This is a genomic window from Hyalangium ruber (assembly GCF_034259325.1).
In the GTDB taxonomy this organism is placed as follows: Bacteria; Myxococcota; Myxococcia; order Myxococcales; family Myxococcaceae; genus Hyalangium_A; species Hyalangium_A rubrum.
Map to the genome: position 1 here is coordinate 450,746 of NZ_JAXIVS010000001.1, position 23,028 is coordinate 473,773.

Annotated in this window: 5 protein-coding genes; 3 read left to right on the forward strand and 2 right to left on the reverse strand. The window is 71.0% G+C overall.

Going from position 1 to position 23,028, the window contains the following annotated elements; translation table 11 throughout:
- Window position 1: 1 nt before the first annotated feature.
- Together SYV04_RS01930 and SYV04_RS01935 are read right to left on the reverse strand one after the other, a co-directional pair.
- Window positions 2-8,749, reverse strand: coding sequence for a non-ribosomal peptide synthetase (locus SYV04_RS01930; protein WP_321543835.1), 8,748 nt, complete (start codon window positions 8,747-8,749; stop codon window positions 2-4).
- The gene (locus SYV04_RS01935) at window positions 8,733-14,087 is read right to left on the reverse strand and encodes a non-ribosomal peptide synthetase (protein ID WP_321543836.1); all 5,355 of its coding nucleotides are present in this window, start codon (window positions 14,085-14,087) and stop codon (window positions 8,733-8,735) included. Before SYV04_RS01935 ends, SYV04_RS01930 begins: the two co-directional genes overlap by 17 nt.
- 191 nt (window positions 14,088-14,278) lie before the next feature.
- Here SYV04_RS01935 and SYV04_RS01940 point away from each other — a divergent pair, with 191 nt between their 5' ends.
- From SYV04_RS01940 to SYV04_RS01950, 3 genes are read left to right on the forward strand one after another with little or no spacing between them, the layout of a single operon-like run.
- Window positions 14,279-21,577 carry a non-ribosomal peptide synthetase gene (locus SYV04_RS01940; protein WP_321543837.1) on the forward strand — a complete coding sequence of 2,433 codons (7,299 nt, stop codon included), beginning with the start codon at window positions 14,279-14,281 and terminating at the stop codon, window positions 21,575-21,577.
- A complete protein-coding gene (locus tag SYV04_RS01945) occupies window positions 21,574-22,116 on the forward strand; it encodes a hypothetical protein (RefSeq protein WP_321543838.1) in 543 nt (180 codons plus the stop codon). Before SYV04_RS01940 ends, SYV04_RS01945 begins: the two co-directional genes overlap by 4 nt.
- Window positions 22,113-23,027, forward strand: a complete 915-nt coding sequence (locus SYV04_RS01950) for an HTTM domain-containing protein (RefSeq protein ID WP_321543839.1) — start codon at window positions 22,113-22,115, stop codon at window positions 23,025-23,027. Before SYV04_RS01945 ends, SYV04_RS01950 begins: the two co-directional genes overlap by 4 nt.
- Window position 23,028: the final 1 nt, after the last annotated feature.

Consider the following 23,028-nt stretch of genomic DNA (forward strand, 5'->3'; position numbering starts at 1 on the left):
ATCACTCCTCGTAGCGGGAGATGGCCACCAGCGGCGGCGGCTCAAACTCCGGCCCACTTTGTCCAGCGGCCTCCAGCCGGGCCGCGAGCCCCGCCACCGTGGCGTCCTCGAAGAGCGACGTCACTGGCAGCTCCGCCTGGAACTCCTTGCGGATGCGCGAGAGGATCTGCACCGCCACCAGCGAGTGTCCGCCGAGATCGAAGAAGTTGTCGTAGACGCCGACGCGCGACACGCCCAACAGCTCCTGCCACAGCGTGGCCAGGCGCTCCTCGGTGGGAGTCCTCGGCGCGGTGTACCCGTCGTCCAGCTCGCCCTCGGGCACGGGCAGCGCCGTGCGATCCACCTTGCCGTCGGGAGTGCGCGGCAACGTGTCCAGCAGCATGTAGCTGGCCGGCACCCGCTCCCGGGGGAGGCGGCTGGCCAGGTAGCCCTCCAGCGCCTCCGGGCTCGGCTTCGGCTGGCCCTCGCGGCCCACCACGTAGGCCACGATGTGCTGCTCCAGGCCCACCGTTCGGGACACCAGCACGCAGTCAGCCACCGCCGGGTGCTCCCGCAGCAGCGCCTCGCCCTCGCCGATGTCGAGCCGGCTGCTGCGCCGCCGCGCTGGCGGCTGGACCTTGCCCAGGAACTCGAGCTCCCCCTGAGGCCCTTCGCGCACCAGCTCGCCCGTGCGCACCATGCGCGCCTCGGGCTCCGTCGAGAGCGGATCCGGCACGAAGGTGTCCGCCGTGCGCGCCGCGTCCTCGGAGCCGACGCTGGCTCCCGCGGGCCACCCTCCCAGGCACAGCTCTCCGGGCACACCCGGAGGCACGGGCCGCAGCCACGCATCGAGCACGTACGCCCGAGGCGCCACCCCCTGCTTGCGGGCAGCCATCTGGAGCTCGGGGAAGCGCTCCAGCCCGGTGTCACGCTCCGGCCGGGCCCAGGATGCCCTCAGCGCGTGCTCCTCGGCCTCGCGCAACAGCGGCAAGTCGGACAGCCGCACCTCGGGCCGGGCGACGATGCCCGACAGCAGCACCTCGAAGTGCCGCACCATCCGCTCGATCGTCTCCGCATCGAACAGGTCCGCGTCGTACTCCACGCCGACGGTGAGCCCCTCGGGCGCCTCGCTCAGGGTGAACATCAGATCGAACTTCGCCGTCCCCGTGCCTAGCTCCTGCGCCACCAACTCCAGGCCGGGCAGGCGCACGCCGTGGGTCTCGTCCGGGATGTTCTGCAGCTCGAACATCACCTGGAAGAGCGGCGTCCGAGTCAGGTCGCGCTCGGGCTGCACCGCCTCGACGACGCGGTCGAACGGTGCCTCCTGGTGGGCGTAGGCCTCCACCGTGCCGAGGCGCACCCGGTCCAGCAGCTCGGTGAAGGGCTCTTCGCCGGACACCTCGTTGCGCAGCACCAGCGTGTTGATGAAGAAGCCGATGAGCCCCTCCACCTCCGCCCGGTTGCGGTTGGCCACGGGCGTACCCACCGTGAGGTCCTCCTGTCGGGTGTAGCGCCACAGGAGCACCTTGAAGCCCGCCAGCAGCGTCATGAACAGCGTGGCTCCCCGCTTCTGGCTCAACGCGCGCAGCCCCTCGGTCAGCTCGCGCGAGAGCCGGGACGAGCGCTGCATGCCGTTGGCCCCCTGCGCCGCGCTGCGGGGCCTGTCCGTCTTCAGGTCCAACGGCTCCACGCCTGTGAGCCGCTGCTTCCAGAAGCGCATCAACGTGTCCAGCGTCTCGCCCTGCAGCCACTTCCGCTGCCACACGGCGTAGTCCATGTACTGGATGGGCAGCGGCGGCAGCGGCGAGGGCTTGCCCTGGCTGAAGGCCTCGTACAGCGCCCCCAGTTCCTTGAGGAACACGCCCACCGACCAGCCATCCGAGACGATGTGGTGCATCGTGAGCAGCAGCACGTGCTCGGTGGGCCCCAGGCGCAAGAGCCGCGCACGCACCAGCGGGCCCTGGGAGAGCTCGAAGCCGCGCTGGGCCTCCTCCGTGCCCAGCCGCTGCACCTCCTGCTCCCGCACCTCGGCGTCCAGATCGGACAGCTCCACCACCGGCAGCGGCAGGTGGAGCGAGGGGATGACCACCTGGACCGGCGCGCCCTGCTCCTCGCGGAAGACGCACCGCAGGGACTCGTGGCGGGCGAGGATTTCGTTGAAGCTGCGCTCGAGCGCGTCCACGTCCAGCTGCCCGCGCATGCGCAGCGCGCCGGGGATGTTGTAGACGGCGCTGCCCGGCTCGAACTGCTCCAGCACCCAGAGCCGTACCTGCGCGTACGAGAGCGGCAGCGTGCCCTCGCGGGGCACGGGCGTCACCGGGGGAGGTACACCCACCGGCCCGCCCTGGGACAGCAACTGCTGCGCGCGCTGGGCGAGCCCCGCCACGGTGGGGCTCTCGAAGAGGGAGCGCACCGGCAGCTCCACGCCCAGCGCCTCGCGCGCCCGCGAGATGACCTGGGTGGCCATCAGCGAGTGGCCGCCCAGCTCGAAGAAGTTGTCCTCCACGCCCACGCTCTCCAGGCGCAGCACCTGCGCCCAGATGGCGGCCAGCTTCTGCTCCACAGGAGTGCGGGGGGCTACCGAGCCCACCAGCCTGGAGCGCTCTCCCGTGGGGGCCGGCAGCGCGCGGCGGTTCACCTTGCCGTTGGGCAGCAGCGGCAGCGCCTCGAGGATGACGATCGCCGCGGGCACCATCTGCGGGGGCAGCCGATCCTTCAGGAAGCGTCGCAGCTCGCGCTCGTCCGGCACGCCCTCTCCGCGGGGCGACACGTAGCCCACCAGCTGCTTCTCTCCCGGCGTGTCCGTGCGCGCCATCACCACGCACTCGTGGACGCGAGGATGCGTGGCGAGCACGCTCTCGATCTCTCCCGTCTCGATGCGCACCCCGCGGATCTTCACCTGATGATCCACCCGGCCCAGGTACTCGATGGCCCCGTTGGGCAGGTAGCGCACCCGATCTCCCGTGCGGTACAGGCGCATGCCGGGCTCTTCGCTGAAGGGGTCCGGCACGAAGACGTTGGCCGTCTTCGCCGGATCGGCCATGTAGCCACGGCCCACGCCCAGGCCTCCGATGCACAGCTCACCCGCCGCGCCGATGGGCAGCGGTCGCAGCCCCGCGTCGAGTACGTAGACGCGCAGGTTCTCCAGGGTGCCGTGGATGGGCACCGCCGCCCAGGTGCGCGCGGGCGGCTCGTACACCTTGTTGCAGGTGACGTCGTCCGAGCACTCGGTGGGCCCGTAGGCGTTGAGCAGCGGCAGGTTCGGGAAGCTGCGGAACCAGCGGCTGGCCAGCTCCGGCATCAGCGCCTCGCCAGTGGAGACCATCCACCGCAGCACCGAGGCGACGCGCGCCTGCGCGCCCTGGGCCTCGATCGAGCCCAGCAGCATGTTCAACTGCGTGGGCACCAGCTCGATGAGGGTGACCCGGTCGGAGACGATGCGCTCCAGCAACAGGTCCGGATCCAGGACGACGTGGTCCTGGAGGATGCAGATGCGCCCTCCCGCCAGCAGGGTGGCCAGGAACTGCCACACGGACACATCGAAGCTCTGGCGCGCGCTCTGCGCCATGCCATCAGCGGCGGTGACATCCATCTGCCGCGCCATGGCCAGCGCGTGGTTGAGCATTCCCTCGTGCTCCAGCATGGCCCCCTTGGGGGTGCCGGTGGAGCCCGAGGTGAACAGCAGGTACGCCATGTGGCGCCCGCTGATGAGGCACGGCAGCCGCTCAGCGGGCCCGGCCTGCAGCACCTCGCGGATGTCTAGCACTCCGTCCGGCTGGAGCGCCTGTGCCAGCTCCCGGTAGCGCGCCTCCGTCAGCACCAGGCGACAGCGGCTCTGCTCCACGATGGAGGCCAGGCGCGGCTTGGGCACCACCGGGTCCAGCGGCACGTAGGCCGCGCCCGCCTTGAAGATGCCCAGCATGCAGACGAGGTATTCGATGTCCCGCTCCTGCAGGACGGCGACGATGTCCTCGGGGCCGACGCCCCGCGCGCGCAGCACGTGGGCCACGCGGTTGGCCAGGCCATCCAGCTGGGCGTAGGTGAGTGCCCGGCCGGCGCAGGTGACGGCGATGGCTTCCGGCGTCCGGTCCACCTGACGCTCGAAGAGCACCGGGAAGGGCTCCAGCGACTCCCACTCGTGCTCGGTGCGGTTCCACTCGATGATCTGCTGGTTCCACTCCTGAGGAGTGAGCAGTGAGAGGTGAGCCACCGGCGCCTCAGGCGTGGCGAGCAACTCCTCCAGCACGTGCTCGAAGTGCCTCACCATGCGCTCCATGGTGCCGCGCTCGAACAGCTCGGTGTTGTACTCCACGGTGCCCAGCAGGCCGCCGTCCACTTCCTCCATCTGCACGCTGAAGTCGAACTTGGAGGTGCCTGTCTCCGCCTGCTCGGCGCGCAGGGTCAGCTCCGGCAGGGCCAGCTCGCGCCGGGGCGTGTTGATGAGATCGAACATCACCTGGAAGAGCGGCGTGCGGCTCAGGTCGCGCACGGGCTGCAGGGCGTCCACCACCTGATCGAAGGGCGCGTCCTGGTGCGCGTAGGCCGCCAGCAGCGTCTGCTTCACCCGCCCCAGCAGGTCCACGAAGCGCGGCGCGCCCGACAGGTCCGTGCGGATGGCCAACGTGTTGACGAAGAAGCCGATGAGGCCCTCCAGCTCGGCGCGCGTGCGGTGGGCGATCGTCGTGCCGACCACCAGGTCCTCCTGGCCCGTGTAGCGGGACAGCAGGACGTTGAACGCCGAGAAGAGCGTCATGAACAGCGTGGCGCCCTGGCGCTGGCTGAGCGCCCGGAGGGAATCGGTGAGACGCGGCGACAGGGTGAACAGGAGCAGCTCGCCCTTGAAGGACTGCACCGCCGGGCGAGGCCGATCCAGCGGCAGGTCCGTCGCGTCCGGAGCCCCGATGAGCTGCTGCTTCCAGTAGGCCAGCAGCTGCTGGAGCCGCTCTCCCTGGAGCCAGGAGCGCTGCCACTGGGCAAAGTCCGCGTACTGGAACGGCAGCGGGGCCAGCGCCGCCGGCTGCCCGGAGAGGACGGCCCCATAGAGGGTGGCCACCTCCTGGATCAGCACGCCCAGGGACCAACCGTCGGACACGATGTGGTGTACCGAGAGCACCAGCCGGTGCTCCTCCGCCCCGAGCCGCAGCAGCAGGGCACGCAGCAGCGGCGGGCGCGAGAGATCGAACGGGAGCTGGGCCCACTCGGCTGCCTGGCGCCGGGCCTCCGCGAGCCGCTCCGCCTCGGGCAGTGCGCTCAAGTCTCGCGTGACCAGCGGCAGGGGCATGGGCGGGTGGAGCTTCAGGAAGGGCTCTCCCGCGCGTGAGACGAAGCTGGTGCGCAGCGCCTCATGGCGTGCCACCACCCCGCCCAGGCTGAGCGTGAGCGCCTCCACATCCAGCCGACCGCTCATCCGCACCGCGCCGGCGATGTTGTAGAGCGGGCTGCCTGGATCGAGTTGATCCAACAACCACAGGCGCTGCTGGGCGAAGGACGGCGGCAGATCCTGCTCGCGCGACACGGGGACGAGCGGCGGCAGCGCGGGGCCCGAAGCCTCAGGGCTGGAGACCTGCACGCGCGCGGCCTGCTCGGCGATGGTGGGCGCCTCGAAGAGGGCCCGCAGGGGCAACTCCACCGAGAAGACCTGGCGGATGCGGGAGCCGAGCTGCGTGGCCAGCAGCGAGTGGCCTCCCAGCTCGAAGAAGTTGTCGTGGACGCCCACTTCCTGGATGCCCAGGAGGGCGCGCCACAGCTCCGCCAGCCGCTCCTCCACCGGTGTGCGGGGAGCCACCCGTTCCCCCTGTAGCACCACCCCCGTGGGCTCGGGCAGCGCGGCCCGGTCCACCTTGCCGCTGGCGTTGAGCGGCAGCGCCTCCAGGCCCACGAAGGCCGTGGGCACCATGTACTCGGGCAACTGCGACGCGAGCCACGCCTTGAGCACCGCCGCGTCCGGAGCGGGCCGGGCCTCCGAGGTGAAGTAGGCCACCAGCCGCTTGTCCTCCCCTGCCCCGCGCACTCCGACCACGGCCTCCTTCACCGCCGGGTGCTGGCAGAGCACCGCTTCGATCTCGCCCGTCTCGATGCGGAAGCCACGCAGCTTCACCTGGGTATCGGCGCGGCCGAAGAACTCCACTACGCCGTCGGGCCGCAGGCGCGCCAGGTCCCCCGTGCGGTACAGCCGGTCCCCGGGCTTCTGGGAGAACGGGTGCGGCACGAAGCGCTCGGCCGTCAGCTCCGGCCGTCCCACGTACCCACGCGCCAGCCCGTCTCCGCTCGTGTACAGCTCGCCCACCACGCCCAGCGGCACCGGCTCCAGGTTGCCGTCCAGGATGAAGAGGTCCGTCTGGGCGATGGGCCTGCCGAGCGGCACCGAGGCGCCGACGCTCGCGCCGGGCTCCATCCGATGGCAACTGGTGAAGGTGGTGTTCTCCGTGGGCCCGTAGCCATTGATGAGCGCGCCGCCGCGCCGCAGCTCCAGCAGCCGCTTCACGTGCGGCGGCGACAGCGCGTCACCGCCCGCGATCAGCTGGCGCACCCCGACCAGGGCCTCCGGGTGCGCGTCCACCATCTGGTGGAAGAGCCCGGCGGTGAGCCAGAGGGTGGAGATGCGCGCGCGCTCCAGCAGCGCGGCCAGCTCCGAGAAGCCGAGCAGGTGCGGGGGCGCGACGACCAGCGTCCCGCCATTGAGCAGTGCGCCCCAGATCTCCAAGGTGGACGCGTCGAAGGCGACCGCCGAGAACAGGAGGATGCGCTCGGAGGACGAGAACTCCAGGCAGTCCGAGCCGCGTACGAGCCGGATGACGCCACGGTGGTTGACCGCCACGCCCTTGGGCTTCCCCGTGGAGCCCGAGGTGAACATGACGTAGGCCAGGTGCTCGGCACCGTCCGCCCGGGCGGGAGCCTCCGCGCGACGCTCTCGCGCCTCGTCCTCCAGCACCCACACCGGAGCGCTCACCTCCGGCAGCCGCTCAAGCCAACGCCGCTGGGCGAGCACCCCGCGCGCCCCGGCCTCCTCCAGCATGAAGCGCAGCCGCCGCTCCGGCGTGGCCGGATCCACCGGCAGGTAGGCGCCCCCCGCCTTGAGGATGCCGAGCATCCCCACCACGAACTCCACCGAGCGCTGCGCAGCGAGCGCCACCACCACCTCCGGCCCTACCCCGCGCTCGCGTAGCCGGTGCGCCAGGGCGTTGGCCCGCGCGTCCAGCTCCGCGTAGCTCACCCGCTCCTCGCCGAACTCCACCGCCACCGCATCCGGCGTGGCGCGCGCCTGCTGCTCGAACAACTGCCCCAGCGTGGCCTCCCGAGGATACGGGCTCGCCGCGCCGCGCCCCAGCGCGAGCACCCGCTGCCGCTCCTCGGCTCCCATCATCTGGAGCCGATCGATCCGCGCGTCCGGCCGCGCAGCCGCGTCCTCGAGCAGCGCCACCCACTGTTGGACCAGCGCCTCCATGCGCCAGGACGCGAACAGCTCCGTGCTGTACTCCAGCCGGCCGCGAATGCCCTCGCGTCCTTCCTCCAACAGCAGACTGAGATCGAACTTGGCCGTGCGGGTGTCGAGCTCGGAGATGCGGATGTCGAGCCCCGCCAGGGAGAGCTGCTCGCCCGCGGCCTCGGTGAGCGCGAGGATGGCCTGGAACAGCGGCGTGTGGCCGGCGCCGCGCCGGGGCGCCACCGCCTCCAGCACCTTCTCCAGCGGCAGTTCCTGGTGCGAGTAGGCCTCCAGCGCCACCTCCCGCACGCGCCGCAGCAGCGCGCGGAAGGTGGGGTTGCCGGACAGGTCTACCCGCAGGGGCAGCATGTCCACGAAGTAGCCGATGAGCCCCTCGGTGCCCGGCGCCTGACGGTGGGCCATGGGGCTGCCGACCACGATGTCGCTCTGCCCCGACTGGCGGTAGAGCAGCGTCTGGAAGGCGGCCAGCAACACCATATAGAGAGAGCAGCCCTCCTCGCGGGCCAAGACCCGGAGCGCCTCGATCAACCGCTTGGGCAACGCCACCGGCTGGCTGGCTCCCAGGTGGCCGCGCACCGCCGGGCGGGGAAGATCCGTCGGCAGCGCGAGCAGCGCGGGGCTACCGGTCAGCCGCTGGCGCCAGTACCCCACCAGCTTCTCCAGCGCCTCCCCCGTAAGCCGCTCCGCCTGCCACGCGGTGAAGTCCGCGTACTGGATGGGCAGCTCGGGCAGGGTCGGCGCCTGTCCCCGGGCGAGCGCTCCGTAGAGCGCGCCCAGCTCGCGCACCAGCACCAGCGCGGACCACCCATCGGCGATGAGGTGGTGCATCGCCAGCAGCAGCACGTGCTCGGTGTCCGACAAGCGAACCAGACGGGTGCGCAGCAGCGGACCCCGGCCCAGCTCGAAGGGGCGCAGCCCCTCGCGCTCCGCCAGCGCCTCGAGGGCGCGCTCCCGCTCGGCGGCGGGCAGCGTGCTCAGGTCCTCGCGCTCCAGCGTGTGCTCGCGCGCGGGGTGGATGACCTGGACCGGCTGGTCCTCCACCGTGGCAAAGGTGGTGCGCAGCGTCTCGTGGCGCTCGACGATGTGCCGCAGCGCCTGCTCCAGCGCGGAGGCCTGGAGCGGGCCCGTCAACCGGATGGCCACCGGCAGGTGGTACACGGCGCTGCCGGGAGAGAGCTGCTCGGCCAGCCACAGCCGCCGCTGCCCGAAGGACATCGGGAAGACGAAGACTTCATCCGGATCGAATTGCTGCTGCTGCTGCGAGTCCACGGCCGGGCGCTGTGTCATGGCGAGAGGGCTGGGGCGAATCTCAGGGGTTGGGCTCATCGTCACGCCCCGGAGCGGGCGCGGTCGGAGCAAGCTGGGAGAGCTTCATGCGGTGCGCGGTGCGCGACACCCGTTGGATGGTGGGCTGGGCGGCGGGAGCCGAGGCCGAGGCAAGGCGCTCGGCCAGCTTCTCGAGGGTGGGTGCCTCGAAGAAGGCCCGGATGGGCAGGCTCACACCGAGCACCTCGTGGATACGGGCCGCCGCGCGAGTGGCCATCAACGAGTGCCCGCCCAGCGCGAAGAAGTCGTCATGGACGCCCACCCGAGGGACGGAGAGCACCTCCGCCAGCACCTCGGCGAGCCGCTCCTCGGTGGGCGTGCGCGGGGCCACGTACTCCGTGCGCTGCGACATCTGCTGGGGCGCGAGAGACAGCAACGCCTTGCGATCGAGCTTGCCGTTGGAATTGAGCGGCAACGCCTCCAGCGAGACGAAGGCGGAGGGCACCATGTACTCGGGCAGCAACCGCCCCAGGTGCGCACGCAGCTCCTGCGGCTGCGGTGATCCTCCCTGCCGGGCCACGACGAAGGCCACCAGTCGCTTGTCCTCCACCGTCGCGCCCTGCACCAGCACCGCCGCTTCCTTCACCGCGGGGTGCTCGGCCAGCACCGCTTCGATCTCCTCCAGCTCGATGCGGTAGCCGCGTACCTTCACCTGCGCGTCCGCGCGGCCCAGGAACTCCAGGTTGCCGTCCAGGCGGTAGCGGGCCAGATCGCCCGTACGGTACAGCCGGGCTCCGGGCTTCTGGGAGAACGGGTGCGGCACGAAGCGCTCGGCCGTCAGCTCCGGTCGCCCCACGTACCCGCGCGCCAGCCCGTCCCCACCCGTGTACAGCTCGCCCACCACACCCGGCGGCACCGGCTCCAGGTTCCCGTCCAGCACGTACACATCCGTGTCATCCAGCGGAGCCCCGAGCGGCACGGTGCGCCGCGGATCCGAGTCGCGCGGCAGCGTGTAGCTGCTGGTGATGCACGCGTTCTCCGTGGGTCCGTACACATTGATGAGCGTGGTATCCGGCAGCGCGTCCAGCAGCCGTCGAGCGTGCGCGGGCGGCATCGCGTCACCGCCCGCCATCACCTGCCGCAGCGGGCGCAGGCCCTCGAGCTGGTGGTCCACCATCTGGCGCAAGAGCGCCGCGGTCATCAGCACCGTGGTCACGCCCTCGGAGGCGATGAGGCGGCTCAGCTCCTCCAGCGAGGCGACGCCCGGCGGGCTCACCACCACCCGGGCCCCATTGAGCAGCGGGCCCCACGTCTCCATGGTGGAGGCGTCGAACAGCGGGGTGTTCAACTGCAGCATCACCTCGCGCGGGGACAGGCTCGCGTAGTGGTTGAACGCCAGGTGGAGCACGCCCCGGTGGGTCACGGCCACGCCCTTGGGGCGCCCCGTGGAGCCCGAGGTGAACAGGATGTTCGCCACGCTCTCCGCGTGTACCGCCACGCGCGGGGGTTCCGCCGCGCTCAGCCGACACACCTCCTCCACCGCGACCGCTGGCAGTCCCTCCAGCTCGCCCAGGCGCGCCGCCGGCGCCAGCACGAGGCGCGGACGCGTCTCCCCCAGCATGAAGCGCAGCCGCTCGCGCGGCAGCCCGAGATCCAGGGGCATGTAGGCCGCGCCCACCTTCAGCGCGCCCAGCATCCCCACCACCAGCTCTACGCTCCGCTCCACGGCCAGGCCCACGACGTCCTCGGGCCCGACTCCCCGCTCGCGCAGCCAGTGCGCCAGCCCGTTGGCCCGCGCGTCCAACTCGGCGTAGCTCACCCGCTCCTTCCCACACACCAGCGCGACAGCCTGGGGCGTGGCCCGCGCCTGCTGTGCGAACACCTCGCCGATGCTGGCCTCTCGGGGGTAGTCGCGCGGCGCGCCACGGCCCTGCGCCAGCACCTCTTCCCCTTCCGCAGGCCGCATCAGCTTCAGCCGATCGACGCGCTCACCCGGCCGCGCTGCCACCTGCGTCAGCAGCGTCTCCCACTGCCGCGCCATCGCCTCCAGGCGCGCGGGCTCGAACAACTCGGTGCTGTATTGGAACTGGCCGGAGAGCCCGCCGTCGGCCTCCACCATCATCAGGCTCAGCTCGAAGGGCGCCGTGCGCGGAGTGAGGGGGAAGGACTCCAGGGACAGCTCACCCAGAGGCAGGGTGGCCCCCGGCTCGCCCAGCACGAAGCCCGCGAGTTCCTCCTCGCCGCGCGCATGCGGGCGCTGGAGGACGAACATGGCCTGCACCACCGGTGAGCGGCCCGGCTCACGGTGGGCCTGGAGTTCCTTGGCCAGCAGGTAGAAGGGAAAGTCCGGGTGATCGAGCGCGTCGAGCACCCGCCGGCGCACCTGCCCGAGGAAGTCCCGGAACGAGGGCACACCCGAGAGGTCCGCGCGCAACACCAGCGGGTTGACGAAGTAACCCACCACCGGCTCGAAACCGGCCCGCGCACGGCCCGCCACCGGGCTGCCCACCAACACCTCCGGCTGTCCGCTCAGCCGCGACAGGAGCAGTTGGAACGCTCCGAGCAGCACCGTGTAGAGCGTGGTGCCCTCCGCGCGCGCCAGCGCCTTGAGGCCGCCGGTGAGCTCCGCGCTCAAGCGGAAGCGCACGCCTGCACCAGCGGAGCCGAGCACCGTCGGCGCGGGCTTGTCGAACGGCACCGCGAGCACGGGCAGGGGCCCGGAGAGCTGCTGGCGCCAGTACGCGTGCTGCTTCTCCCCCTGCTCGCTGGCCAGGAGCCGCTCCTGCCACGCGACGAAGTCTCCATACGAACGGGAAGACGGCGGCAACGGTGACGGCTGCCCCGCGCGCAAGGCCGGGTAGAGCTGGCGCAGCTCGGACAGCAGCAGCACCATGGACCAGAGATCCGCGGCGATGTGATGCACCACCAGCAGCAGCACATGCTCTCCCGGCGCACGCGAGAAGAGCCGGACGCGGAAGATGGGCCCACGCGCCAGGTCAAACGGGCGGTGCACCTCCTCCGAGACGCGCTGCTCCAACGCGGCATCCCCGAGACCGGCAGCGTCCACGAGCTCGAAGCTCACGGGCTCCTCTCGCACCTCGGGCGCGGGCATTCCGCCACGCACCGGGTAGACGGTCCTCAGCACGGGGTGGCGCCGCACCAGCGCCTCGAAAGCGGCACGCAGCGCGCCCACATCCACAGCGGCGAGGATCCGCGCCGCGCAGGAGACGTTATAGGCAGCGCTCTCGGGAGCCACCTGCTGGAGGAACCAGAGGGCCTCCTGCCCGTGAGACATGACGCGCGTGGGCTGCGACAGCGCGCCCGACACAGCCGCCGCGGGCGCGTCGATCTGAGGTGAGAGCCGCTCGGCGAGCTGACGCAGCGAGCTCTCCGCCAGCAGGCCCGTCATCGGCACGACGAGCCCCAGCCCGTGCTCGAGCGCGTGTACCACCTCCACCGCCATGAGCGAGTCGAGGCCGAAGCTGTGAACGGGCCGCTCCAGCTCCACCCCCTCCTCGGGAACCTCGAGCGCTCGCGCCACCAGACCCCGCAGGTGGGCAGCCAACCGCTCCACGCGCTCGGGGCCGCTCGCCTCGCGCACCTGCGCGGCGCTCACGCTGCGTACCGGCGCGGAGGCGGACACCGGACGGAAGGTGCTGCGGCTCAGTTCCTCCAGCGTCCCCTCCAGGAAGCCCTGGCGGCTGGCATGGCGCTGGATCTTCCCGCTCGTCGTCTTCGGAATGGCGCCGGGCCCGAGCAGGACGACGGCGTGCGCGTGCAGCTCGTGCTCCGCCTGCACGGCGCTGCGGATGGCTCCGGCCACCTCCTCCAAATCCGGGGCGCGGCGGACATCCACCTCCTGCACCACCACCAGCCGCTCCTCATCCCCCTCCGTCACGGAGAAGGCCGCGCAGCAGCCCGGGCGCAGCGCGGCGTGGCTGCGCTCCACCGTGCGCTCGAGGTCCTGCGGGTAGTGGTTGCGCCCGCGAATGATGATCAGATCCTTGAGTCGGCCGGCGATGTAGAGCTCGCGCCCGTCGAGGAAGCCCAGATCCCCCGAACGCAGGTAGGGCCCGCTGCCCTCCGGCAGCCGCGCCTGGAACTGGCGCTGCGTCTCCTCCGGACGGCGCCAGTAGCCCGCCGCCACGCTGCCTCCGGCGATCCAGATCTCCCCCACTTCACCCGGCGCGCAGGGCGTCTGCCGCTCTGGGTGAACGATGGCCACCTCCAGGCCCTCGCGCGCCCGGCCACAGCCCACCAGCAACCGGCCCTCCCCTTCCCGCGCCGACTCCGCCCGGCGGTGCCCGAGCGCCTCGGCGTCGAAGGTGCGCGAGACGGGCTCCTCGCTCAGCTCCCCACCACTCACCAGCAGGGTCGCCTCGGCCAGCCCGTAGCACGGGTAGAAGGCCTGGCGGCGGAAGCCGGCGGCGCCGAAGGCCTCGCAGAAGCGCTCGACGGTGGCGGAGCTCACCGGCTCGGCGCCACTGAAGGCCAGCCGCCACTGGCGCAGGTCCAGCGCGGCGCGCTCCTCGGCGGTGGACTTCCGCACGCACAAGTCGAAGGCGAAGTTCGGCCCGCCGCTCACCGTGGCGCCGTAGCGGGAGATGGCCTGCACCCAGCGCACCGGCCGTGACAGGAAGTCCAGCGGCGACATCAACACCACCGGGAAGCCCCGGTACAGCGGCTGGAGGATGCCGCCGATGAGCCCCATGTCGTGGTAGGGCGGCAGCCAGATGACGCCCACGGACTCCTCGCTCGTCTCGAAGGCGCGGGCGATGAGCTCCGAGTTGTGCAGCAGGTGCCCGTGGCTGAGCATCACCCCCTTGGGCGTCCCGGTGGAGCCCGAGGTGTACTGCAGGAAGGCCAGGTCCTCGCGGCGGACCGCGGGCTCGCGCCAGCTGTCCTCCACGCCCGCCTCCAGCGCGTCCGTGGCCAGCCAGCGCATGGCGCGCATGTCCGGCGCCTGCTCGAAGAGGCCCTCGGCCATGGAGGCGATGAAGGAGTTGGTGAGCACGTAGCGCGCCCCCGCGTCCGAGGCGATCGCCTGCAACCGGGGCAACATGCGCTGCAACCGCGTCGGATCCGGCGGATAGGCCGGCACCGCAACCACCCCAGCGTAGAGACACCCGAAGAAGGCGGTGATGTAGTCGAGCCCCGGCGGATAGAGCAGCACCGCGCGCTCACCGGCCGCCCCCTCGGCCTGCAGGCGACCCGCGATGGCCCGCGCCCGCCGATCCAGCTCGCCGTAGGTGAGCCGCTGTTCCTCCCAGCTCCCCTCCTCCAGGAAGGTGTACAGCAGCCCCTCGGGGGAACGGGCCGCCCGCTCTCGCGCGAGCGCGATCAGCGTGGAGGGCGTGGCAGGGGCAGCTCGAAGCGAGGCGGGCGAGGCGTTGGACATGGGGTGATGGCGCACAGGCAAAGCGGCGGACACCCGGAACTGGAGCCCCGCGGCGGCGTCTGTCAGAGGGGTTGAGGCGGCGCGGGATGATAGCGGCCCCTCCCAAGGCTGCCTAGCCTTGCCTCCTCGGTCTCCAAACACTCGGGGCGCGTTGACGAGGGAAAGGCCGGTAGGGAGGATGCCGCCCCGAAATGACTCAGCGACGAGACGGGAACGAGGCGCAGCCGCGGCAGGGCCAGGACCCTCGGCCAGGGGAGCAGACCGCCCCACCCGCCAAGCGGAAACGGACGAGCTTCCCCCTCTCCTTCGGGCAACAGCGACTGTGGGTGCTGGATCAGTTCGAGCCTGGCAGCCCGCTCTACAACGTCTCGGGCGCGCTGCGCATGCGGGGGCGCCTGGACGTGGCGGCCCTCGAGCGCAGCCTCAACGAGATCATCGCCCGCCACGAGGCCCTGCGCAGCACCTTCACCCTGGAGCAGGGGGTGCCGATGCAGCTCATCGCCCCCACCGCGCAGCTCCCCCTTCCGGTAGTGGACCTGTCGAACCTGGAGCCCGAGGCGCGCGAGCACGAGGTGCAGCGACTGGGTGGCCAGGAGGCGCGGCGAGGCTTCGACCTGGCCCAGGGCCCGCTGATGCGCGCGCAGCTCCTGCGCCTGAGCCCCACCGAGCACGTGCTGCTGCTCACCATGCACCACATCGCCTCGGATGGCTGGTCGGTGGGGGTGTTCTTCAAGGAGCTGGCGGCGCTGTACGGAGCCTTCAGCCAGGGGCGGCCCTCGCCGCTCAAGCCGCTGCCCATCCAGTACGTGGACTATGCCGCCTGGCAGCGGAAGTGGCTGCAGGGCGAGGCGCTCGAGAAGCACCTGCGCTTCTGGAAGCAGCGGCTCTCGGGCGTGGAGCCGCTGGACCTGAAGACGGACCGGCCGCGCGGAGCCCAGGGCTCGCGCGGAGCACGCCACCACCTGCGGCTGTCGCGCGAGCTGACCGAGGGGCTTCGCGCGCTGGGCCGGCGGCGCGGGGCCACGCTGTTCATGACGTTGCTGGCGGGCTTCAAGGCCCTGCTGTGGCGCTACACCCGGCAGGACGACATCGTGGTGGGCACCAGTGTGGCCAACCGCAACCGGCCGGAGCTCGAGGGGCTCATCGGCTTCTTCGTCAACACGCTGGCGCTGCGCACGGACCTGACGGGAGACGTGCCTTTCACCGAGCTGCTGGAGCGCGTGCGCAAGGGTACGGTGGAGGCCTATGCCCACCAGGACACGCCTTTCGATCGCGTCGTCGAGGCCGTGCAGCCCGAGCGGGATTTGACGCGCAGCCCCCTGTTCCAGGTGATGTTCGAGCTGCAGCCCTCGCCGGATCAGGCCCTGCAACTGCCGGGCGTGGCGCTGGAGCTGGCCGACCTGGAGACGGGCACGGCGAAGTTCGATCTGCTCTTCACGATGGAGGAAGGCGCGCACGGCCTGAAGGGTACGGTCGAGTACGACGCGCACCTGTTCGACGCGGAGACGATCGCGCGGATGGTGGGCCACTTCGAGGTGCTGCTCTCCGGCGCCGTTACCCAGCCGCAGACGCGGCTGTCCGCCCTGCCCCTGCTCACCGCCCCCGAGCAGCAGCAGCTCGTGGTCGATTGGAACCAGACGCAGCGGCCCTCGGAACAGGAAGGCCTGTTCTGCGAGCTGTTCGAGGCCCAGGTGGCGCGCACGCCCGAGGCTCGCGCCGTGGTGTGCGAGGGCCAGGCGCTCACCTACGCCGAGCTCAACGCCCGAGCCAACCAGGTGGCGCACGCCCTCCAGGCCCAGGGAGCCGGGCCCGAGCGCATCGTCGGCGTGCTGCAGGATCGCGGCAACGAGTACCTCATCAGCCTGCTGGGCATCCTCAAGGCGGGCGCGGTGTACGTGCCGCTCGATCCGGCGCTGCCGAACCCGCGCCTGGCCACCATCGTCCAGCAGAGCGGCTGCGGGTGGGTGCTCACCGAGCAGAAGTACCTGGCCCGAGCGACCGAGCTAACCCCAGCGAGCCCGGTGCTGGACGTGGCGGCGCTGCTGGGCGCCGGCCATCCCACGCGCAATCCAGAGCACCGGGTGGATCCGAAGGGGCTCGCCTACGTCATCTTCACCTCGGGCTCCACGGGCCTGCCCAAGGGCGCGATGATCGAGCACCGGGGCATGAAGAACCACCTGCTGGCCAAGGTGGACGACCTGGCCCTCGGCCCCCAGGATGTGGTGGCACAGGTGGCGGTGCAGAGCTTCGACGTCTCCATCTGGCAGTTCCTGTGCGCGCTGCTGGTCGGTGGGTGTACCGCCGTCTTCCGGGACGAGAAGGCCTGGGAGCCCGTGCAGCTGCTGCGGCAGATGGCACAGGACGGCGTCACGCTGCTGGAGACGGTGCCCTCCCACATGAAGCTCATCGTGGAGGAGCTGGAGGCGCGCAAGGCCTCGTATGACCTGTCCGCGCTGCGCTGGTTCTTCCTCAATGGCGAGGCGCTGCCTTCGGATCTGTGCGTGCGCTGGTTCCAGCTCTACCCGCACATCCCCATGGTGAACGCCTACGGGCCCACCGAGTGCTCGGACGACGTCACCCACTACAAGATGCTGGTGTCGCCGCCCACGCGCTACCCGTGGATGCCCATCAACGGCACCCTGCCCAACCTGCGCATCTACGTGCTGGATCCGTGGCAGCGCCCGGTACCGGTGGGCGTCATCGGCGAGCTGTGCGTGGGCGGCGTGGGCGTGGGCCGTGGCTACCTGGGAGATCCCGGCCGCACGGCCACCATCTACGTACCGGATCCGTTCTCCACCGAGCCGGGGGCGCGCCTGTACCGCACCGGTGACGTGGTGCGCTACCGCAACGACGGCACGATCGAGTTCCTCGGCCGCAGCGATCACCAGGTGAAGATCCGAGGCATCCGGATTGAGATCGGCGAGATCGAATCCGCGCTGCGCAAGCACCTCGGGGTGGGCACCTGCGTGGTGCTGGCGCGCCAGGATGGCGGGCAGGAGAAGCGGCTCGTCGCCTACGTCACCCCGCGCGAGGGGCAGCCGCCCGCCGCGCCGCACGAGCTGGCCGAGTTCCTCAAGGCCCAGCTCTCGACGGCCATGGTGCCGTCGGCCTTCGTGCAGTTGGAGGCGCTGCCGCTGACGCTCAACGGCAAGGTGGACCGCAAGGCCCTGCCCGCCCCTTCCGGTGATCAGGCCGCGCCCGCCCGCGCCTACCTCGCGCCGAGCACGCCCACGGAGCAACAGGTGGCCGCGCTCTGGCAGGAGCTGCTCGGGGTGAACCGGGTGGGTGCGGACGACAACTTCTTCGATCTGGGAGGCCACTCCCTCGCCGCCATCCAGCTCATCTCCCGGCTGCGCACCGCGCTGGGCGTGGAGCTGAGCATCCGCGAGGTCTTCGAGGGCCCCACGGTGGCGCAGGTGGCCGGGCGCATCGACGCGCGCAGCAATCGCCCTGGCAGCGCGCTCTTCCTGGAGCACCCGCTGGTGCGCCTGCCGCCCCAGGAGCACGCCCCGCTGTCCACGGTGCAGCTGCCCGAGTGGTACATGTTCGAGCTGGAGCCGCAGAGCGCGCTCTACAACGTCAACGTCAGCGACGTGCAGCTCGTGGGCGAGGTGGATGTGGCGGCCTTCGTGCGCGCCTGGCAGACGCTGATCGCCCGCCACTCCGCGCTGCGCACCTGGTTCGGCTACGTGGATGGCAAGCCCGTGCAGCGCGTGCTGCCCCGGCTCGACATCACCCGGGAGGACATCTACGTCGACTGCCGGCACGTGCCCGAGGAGCAAGTCGACGCGGAGCTGGAGCGCCGCGTCTCCGAGCTGAACAACGCGCCGTTCGACCTCAAGCGCGCCCCCGTCTTCCGGCTGAAGCTGCTGGAGTTCCCCGGCAAGCGCTTCCAGTTCGTCTTCGTCACCCACCACATCGTCTGGGACGAGGTGTCGACGATGAACATGGCGCGCGAGCTCGCCGAGCTGTACCGCGCCTATACGAGCGGCCGTGAGCCGGAGCTGCCCGAGCTGAAGGTCGAGTACACGGACTATGCGCACTGGCTCCAGGGCGCCCTGGCCAGCGGGCGGCTGGAGCCGCAGCGCCAGTACTGGCTGAAACAGCTCACCCCGGTGCCTCCGGCGCTGGATCTGCCCACGGACTTCCCGCGCCCGCACCTGCAGACCTTCAACGGAGACACCGTCTCCAGCCAGGTCCCGGCCGCCACGATGGCGCGTCTGGCGCCCTTCCTGGCCGAGCACAACGTCACCCCGTTCATCTTCTACCTGGCGGTGCTCAACCTTCAGCTGCACCGGCTGTCGCGGCAGCGGGACTTCGTCATCGGCACGCCCATCGCCAACCGGGACGACGCGGCGATGGAGCCCATGCTTGGCCTGTTCGCCACCGCCATGCCCATGCGCTGCCGGCTGGAGCGGGAGCTGAGCTTCCTGGAGCTGCTCCAGTACACGCGCGAGGCCTCGATCGACGCGTACGAGAACCACCTGTACCCGAGCGTCCTGGCCATCCAGGAGGTCAACCCCCAGCTGGACCTGTCGCGCAACCGACTGTTCTCGGTGATGTACGGGGTGCAGAACAACAAGACGCGGCTCATGTCCCAGCTGTCCTTCGGGGAGCTGGCGCTGCGCTTCACGAACTTCGAATCTCCCGAGTTCCAGAACGCGCGCTTCGATCTCACCTACGTCGTCGACCAGCTCGGCGAAGACACGCTGGTGCAGCTCAACTACAACAAGGACCTGTTCCTGCGCGCGAGCGCGGAGCGGATGCTGGAGCAGTTCTTCTCGCTGACCGACCAGGTGGTACGCGAGCCCGGCAAGCCGCTGTGGGCCTACCGGATGCTGTCCGAACAGGACGGGCAACAGGCGCTGCGGCGCCTCGCGGGCCCGGAGCTGCCCCTGGCCCCGGAGCCGGGCGGAATCCACACGCGCCTGTCCGCGCAGGCCCGGCGCACCCCGGACGCGGTGGCGCTGGAGTCCGAGCACGGCCAGGTCACCTACCGTCAGCTCGAGGAGACCTCGGACCGCTGGGCGCACTGGCTGATCGCTCGCGGCGTGCGCGCCGAGGAGCGGGTGGCGCTGCTGTTCGAGCCCTCGGTGGAGATGGTCACCGCCATGCTCGCGGTGCTCAAGGCTGGGGCCACCTATGTACCGCTCCATCCGGATCACCCGGCGGAGCGGCAGGCCCACGTCTTCGAGCGCTCCGGCGCGAGACTGCTGCTCACCCACGGCGCGCTCGACGCCCCGGTGCTCCAGGGGCGCGAGGGCGTGGTGCGCATGGAGGTACACGCGGCGGAGGTGGCGAAGCTCCCGACGGGTACACCCGCGCGCGAGGTGCTGGCGGACCAGCTCGCCTACATCCTTTATACGTCCGGAACGACGGGCACGCCCAAGGGCATCGAGATCGCTCACCGAGGCCTGCACAACCTGCTGGACTCCACCCAGCGGGACTACGACCTGGGCGCCAAGGACGCGGTGCTGTTCATCACCCCGTTCGACTTCGACGCCTCGATCCTGGATCTCTTCTGGCCGCTCTCGGTGGGCGCGCGGGTGGTGCTGCCACAAGCGGGCGAGGGCAAGTCTCCCGAGCGGCTGGCGGCACGGGTGGCGCGCCACGGCGTAACGGTGTTCCAGACGGTGCCGCTGATGCTCGACGCGCTCGTGAAGGCCCAGCGCGCGGGCGGGCTGCCTCCCCTGCCCTCGCTCCGCGTGGTGATCTGCGGCGGGGCCTACCTCACGCGCGAGCTGCGTGATCGCTTCCGCGCCACGTTCCCGTGCCGGCTGGTCAACCACTACGGGCCCACCGAGGTGACGGTGGACGCCACGCGCTTCGACTGCGCCGAGCCCGTGGACGCGGAGATCGTCCCCATCGGTCGGCCGCTGGCCAACACCCAGGTACGGGTGCTCGACGAGCACCTGCAGCCCGTGCCGCCAGGGGTGAAGGGCGAGCTGTTCGTCAGCTCTCCGGGCCTGGCCCGCGGCTATTCGGGGGATCCGGTGCGCACGGCGCTCCAGTTCATCCCGGATCCGTACGCCACCGTGCCGGGCTCGCGCATGTACCGCACGGGCGACCTGGGGCGGTACTCGGACGAAGGCACGCTGCACTTCGTGGCGCGCGTGGACAAACAAGTGAAGGTGCGCGGCAACCGCGTGGAGCTGGAGGAAGTGGAGAGCCGGCTCACCGCGCTGCCGCCCGTGGCGCGCGGCGTGGTGCGGCACCAGCCACTTCCTGGCGGGGGCGACACGCTGGTGGCCTACGTGGAGCTGCGCGAGCGCTTCAGCCGCCTGCGCGGAGACACCGCCCACCGCCTCTACACCCTGGCCCAGCGCCCCGAGCTGCGGCGGCCCATGGATGCGCTGCACGCCGACAGCTGGCCGGAGTACTTCCTGGCCAACCGCGCCGTGCGCGAGCTGTGGCCGCGCCTGGCCACCGAGTTCCCCGACTACCAGCTCGCCCTCGTGAACGAGCAGGGCGCCGTGGTGGGCGTCGGCAACGCCATCCCCTTCGCCTGGGACGGCTCTCCCGAGGGCCTGCCCCGGGGTTGGGATGAGGCGCTGGAGCGGGCTTTCTCGCACTCCGGACGCGAGGCCCGGCCCAACACCCTGCTGATGCTCACCGTGGTGGTGGCGCAGGGGGTCCACGGCCAGGGCCTGAGCGCCCTCATGCTGCGCGCGCTGAAGAACCTCGGCCACGTCCACAAGCTGGAGCGGCTGGTGGTGGCGGTGCGGCCGGTGGGCAAGGTGGAGCACCCGGAGCTGGATCTGGAGGTGTACTGCCACCAGCGGCGCGAGGACGGGCTGCTGCGCGACAACTGGCTGCGCACCCACGAGCGGCTCGGTGCGCGAATCCTCCGCGTGGAGCCGCGCTCGCAGCACGTCGTCGCCCCCCTGGCGGACTGGCAGCGCTGGTCCGGGCAGAGCTTCACCGCCTCCGGGAACCACCCCGTGCGCGAGGCGCTGCTGCCGGTGCGCATCGACGTGGAGGCGGGCGTGGGCGAGTACCACGATCCGAGCGTGTGGATGGAGCACCCGCACTCGCCCCCGGAGGAATACACCTGGAGCCCCGTGGACGGACAGGCGCTGCGCCTGGGCCTGCGCGAGTTCCTCCCCGAGTACATGATCCCCGAGCACTACCGCTTCCTGCCCACCCTGCCTCTCACCGAGAGCGGCAAGGTGGATGAGCGCGCGCTGCCGGAGCTGCCGCTCGGCCCCGTACACCACGAGCATGTGCCTCCGCAGACCGAGCTGCAGCACCGGCTCGCGGGCCTCTGGTGCAAGGTGCTGGAGCTGGAGCGCATCGGCATCACGGACGACTTCTTCGAGCTGGGCGGCCACTCCATCCGGGCCATCCAGCTGCTGGCGAAGGTGAATGAAGCATTCGGAGTGAGTGTCGCGCTCAAGGATCTGCTGCGCGAGCGCACCATCCGGGGCATGGAGAAGCGCATCATCGCCCTGCGGGCCCCGCCGTCTCCGAGCGGGCAGGAGGCCGCATGAGCGGCGGCACCCAGACGGGAGCCGGCCTGAGCCCGAAGGTGAAGGGCGCGCTGGTGGCGCTGCTCACCGCCTTCATGCTCATCCAGTTCTTCCACACGGTGGCGCTGCGCGAGTCCAACTGGCCCTTCGCCGACAACGCCTTCTTCAACTACGTCGCCTCCTGGGACCAGGAGGTGATGCGGGTGGTGCTCCACGAGGACACCGGGAAGAAGACGGAGGTCTACGTCTGGAACGCCGTCCCACTGGACTACTGGGTGGCCGTGGATGTGATGGCCCGCATCTACCTGCCCGAGGGAGACCTGCACGACCGGCAGGAGCGCTTCGCCCAGCTCATCCTGAAGTGGACCAACGGCGAGCCCTGGCCCGAGTTCGATGAGTTCTACCCCGCGGCCCAGCCCTCGCCCGGCGCGCGCTTCGTGGGGCTCGACGTCACCGTCGATCAACTGGACTACCGCAAGTACCGCTACGGAGAGCCCCTGCCGCCGGAGGGCACGCGCCTCCTCTATTCCTACCGCGAGAGCGGCACGCCTTCGCCATGAGCCTCACGCACCGCCTGCGCGCGCACGTCCACCGCGCCCTCTTCGAGCAGAACGAGCCCCTCACGCGGCTGGCGCTGATGCGCATCGCCCTGGGGCTCGTCACCGTCGCCTACGTGGTGCTCGAGCCCTACCACCGCTTCCTCCTGGACACGCGCGAGCTGCTCTACTCGCCCAGCCCGCTCTTCGCCTTCGTCCCCCCGCTGGACCGCACAGGGCTGTGGGTGCTGGAGGGCGCCACCGTGGTGGCCGGCATCCTGTTCACGCTCGGCTACCGCACCCGGGCGGCGGCGATCGCCTTCTCGGTGCTCTTCGCGGTGTGGAACTACTACGTCGCCTGCTTCAGCCGGCCCACGTGGGTCTACAACACGCACCTCAACTTCTTCCTGTGGGCGCTCTGCTTCTGCCCAGCCGGGGCGCGCTGGTCGCTGGATGCCCGGCGGCGCTCCACGGCGCCCGGCTCCGAGCTGAGCGAGCGGCAGCTGGCCTCCTTCGGCATGGCCTTCATGCAGCTCTACATCGCGGTGCTCTACTTCCAGGCCGGCCTCTCCAAGGTGCTCAACAGCGGCTTCGTGTGGTTCATCCTCGGCCAGACGCCGCTCATCCAGACGGCGCAGGTCGGCACGGAGTTCGGCATGCAGCTGACGCGAGTGCCCGAGCTCTTCACCGCCTTCAACCTCTACGCCGGCGTGCTGGAGTTCGGTTTCCTTCCCGCGACGCTGCTGCTGGGCCGTGTCCCCCGGCCGATGGCGCTGATGGCCATTCTGTTCCACGTGGGGGTCGGCCTGACGATGAAGGTGTCCTTCTGGCACCTCTTCCTCCTCTACCCCGCGCTGTTCCTCTACCAAGCGCTGCCCGCGAAGCAGCCAGCCCCGCTGACCGAGCCCGACGCCCGGCCCGCGACGGCGGCCTGAG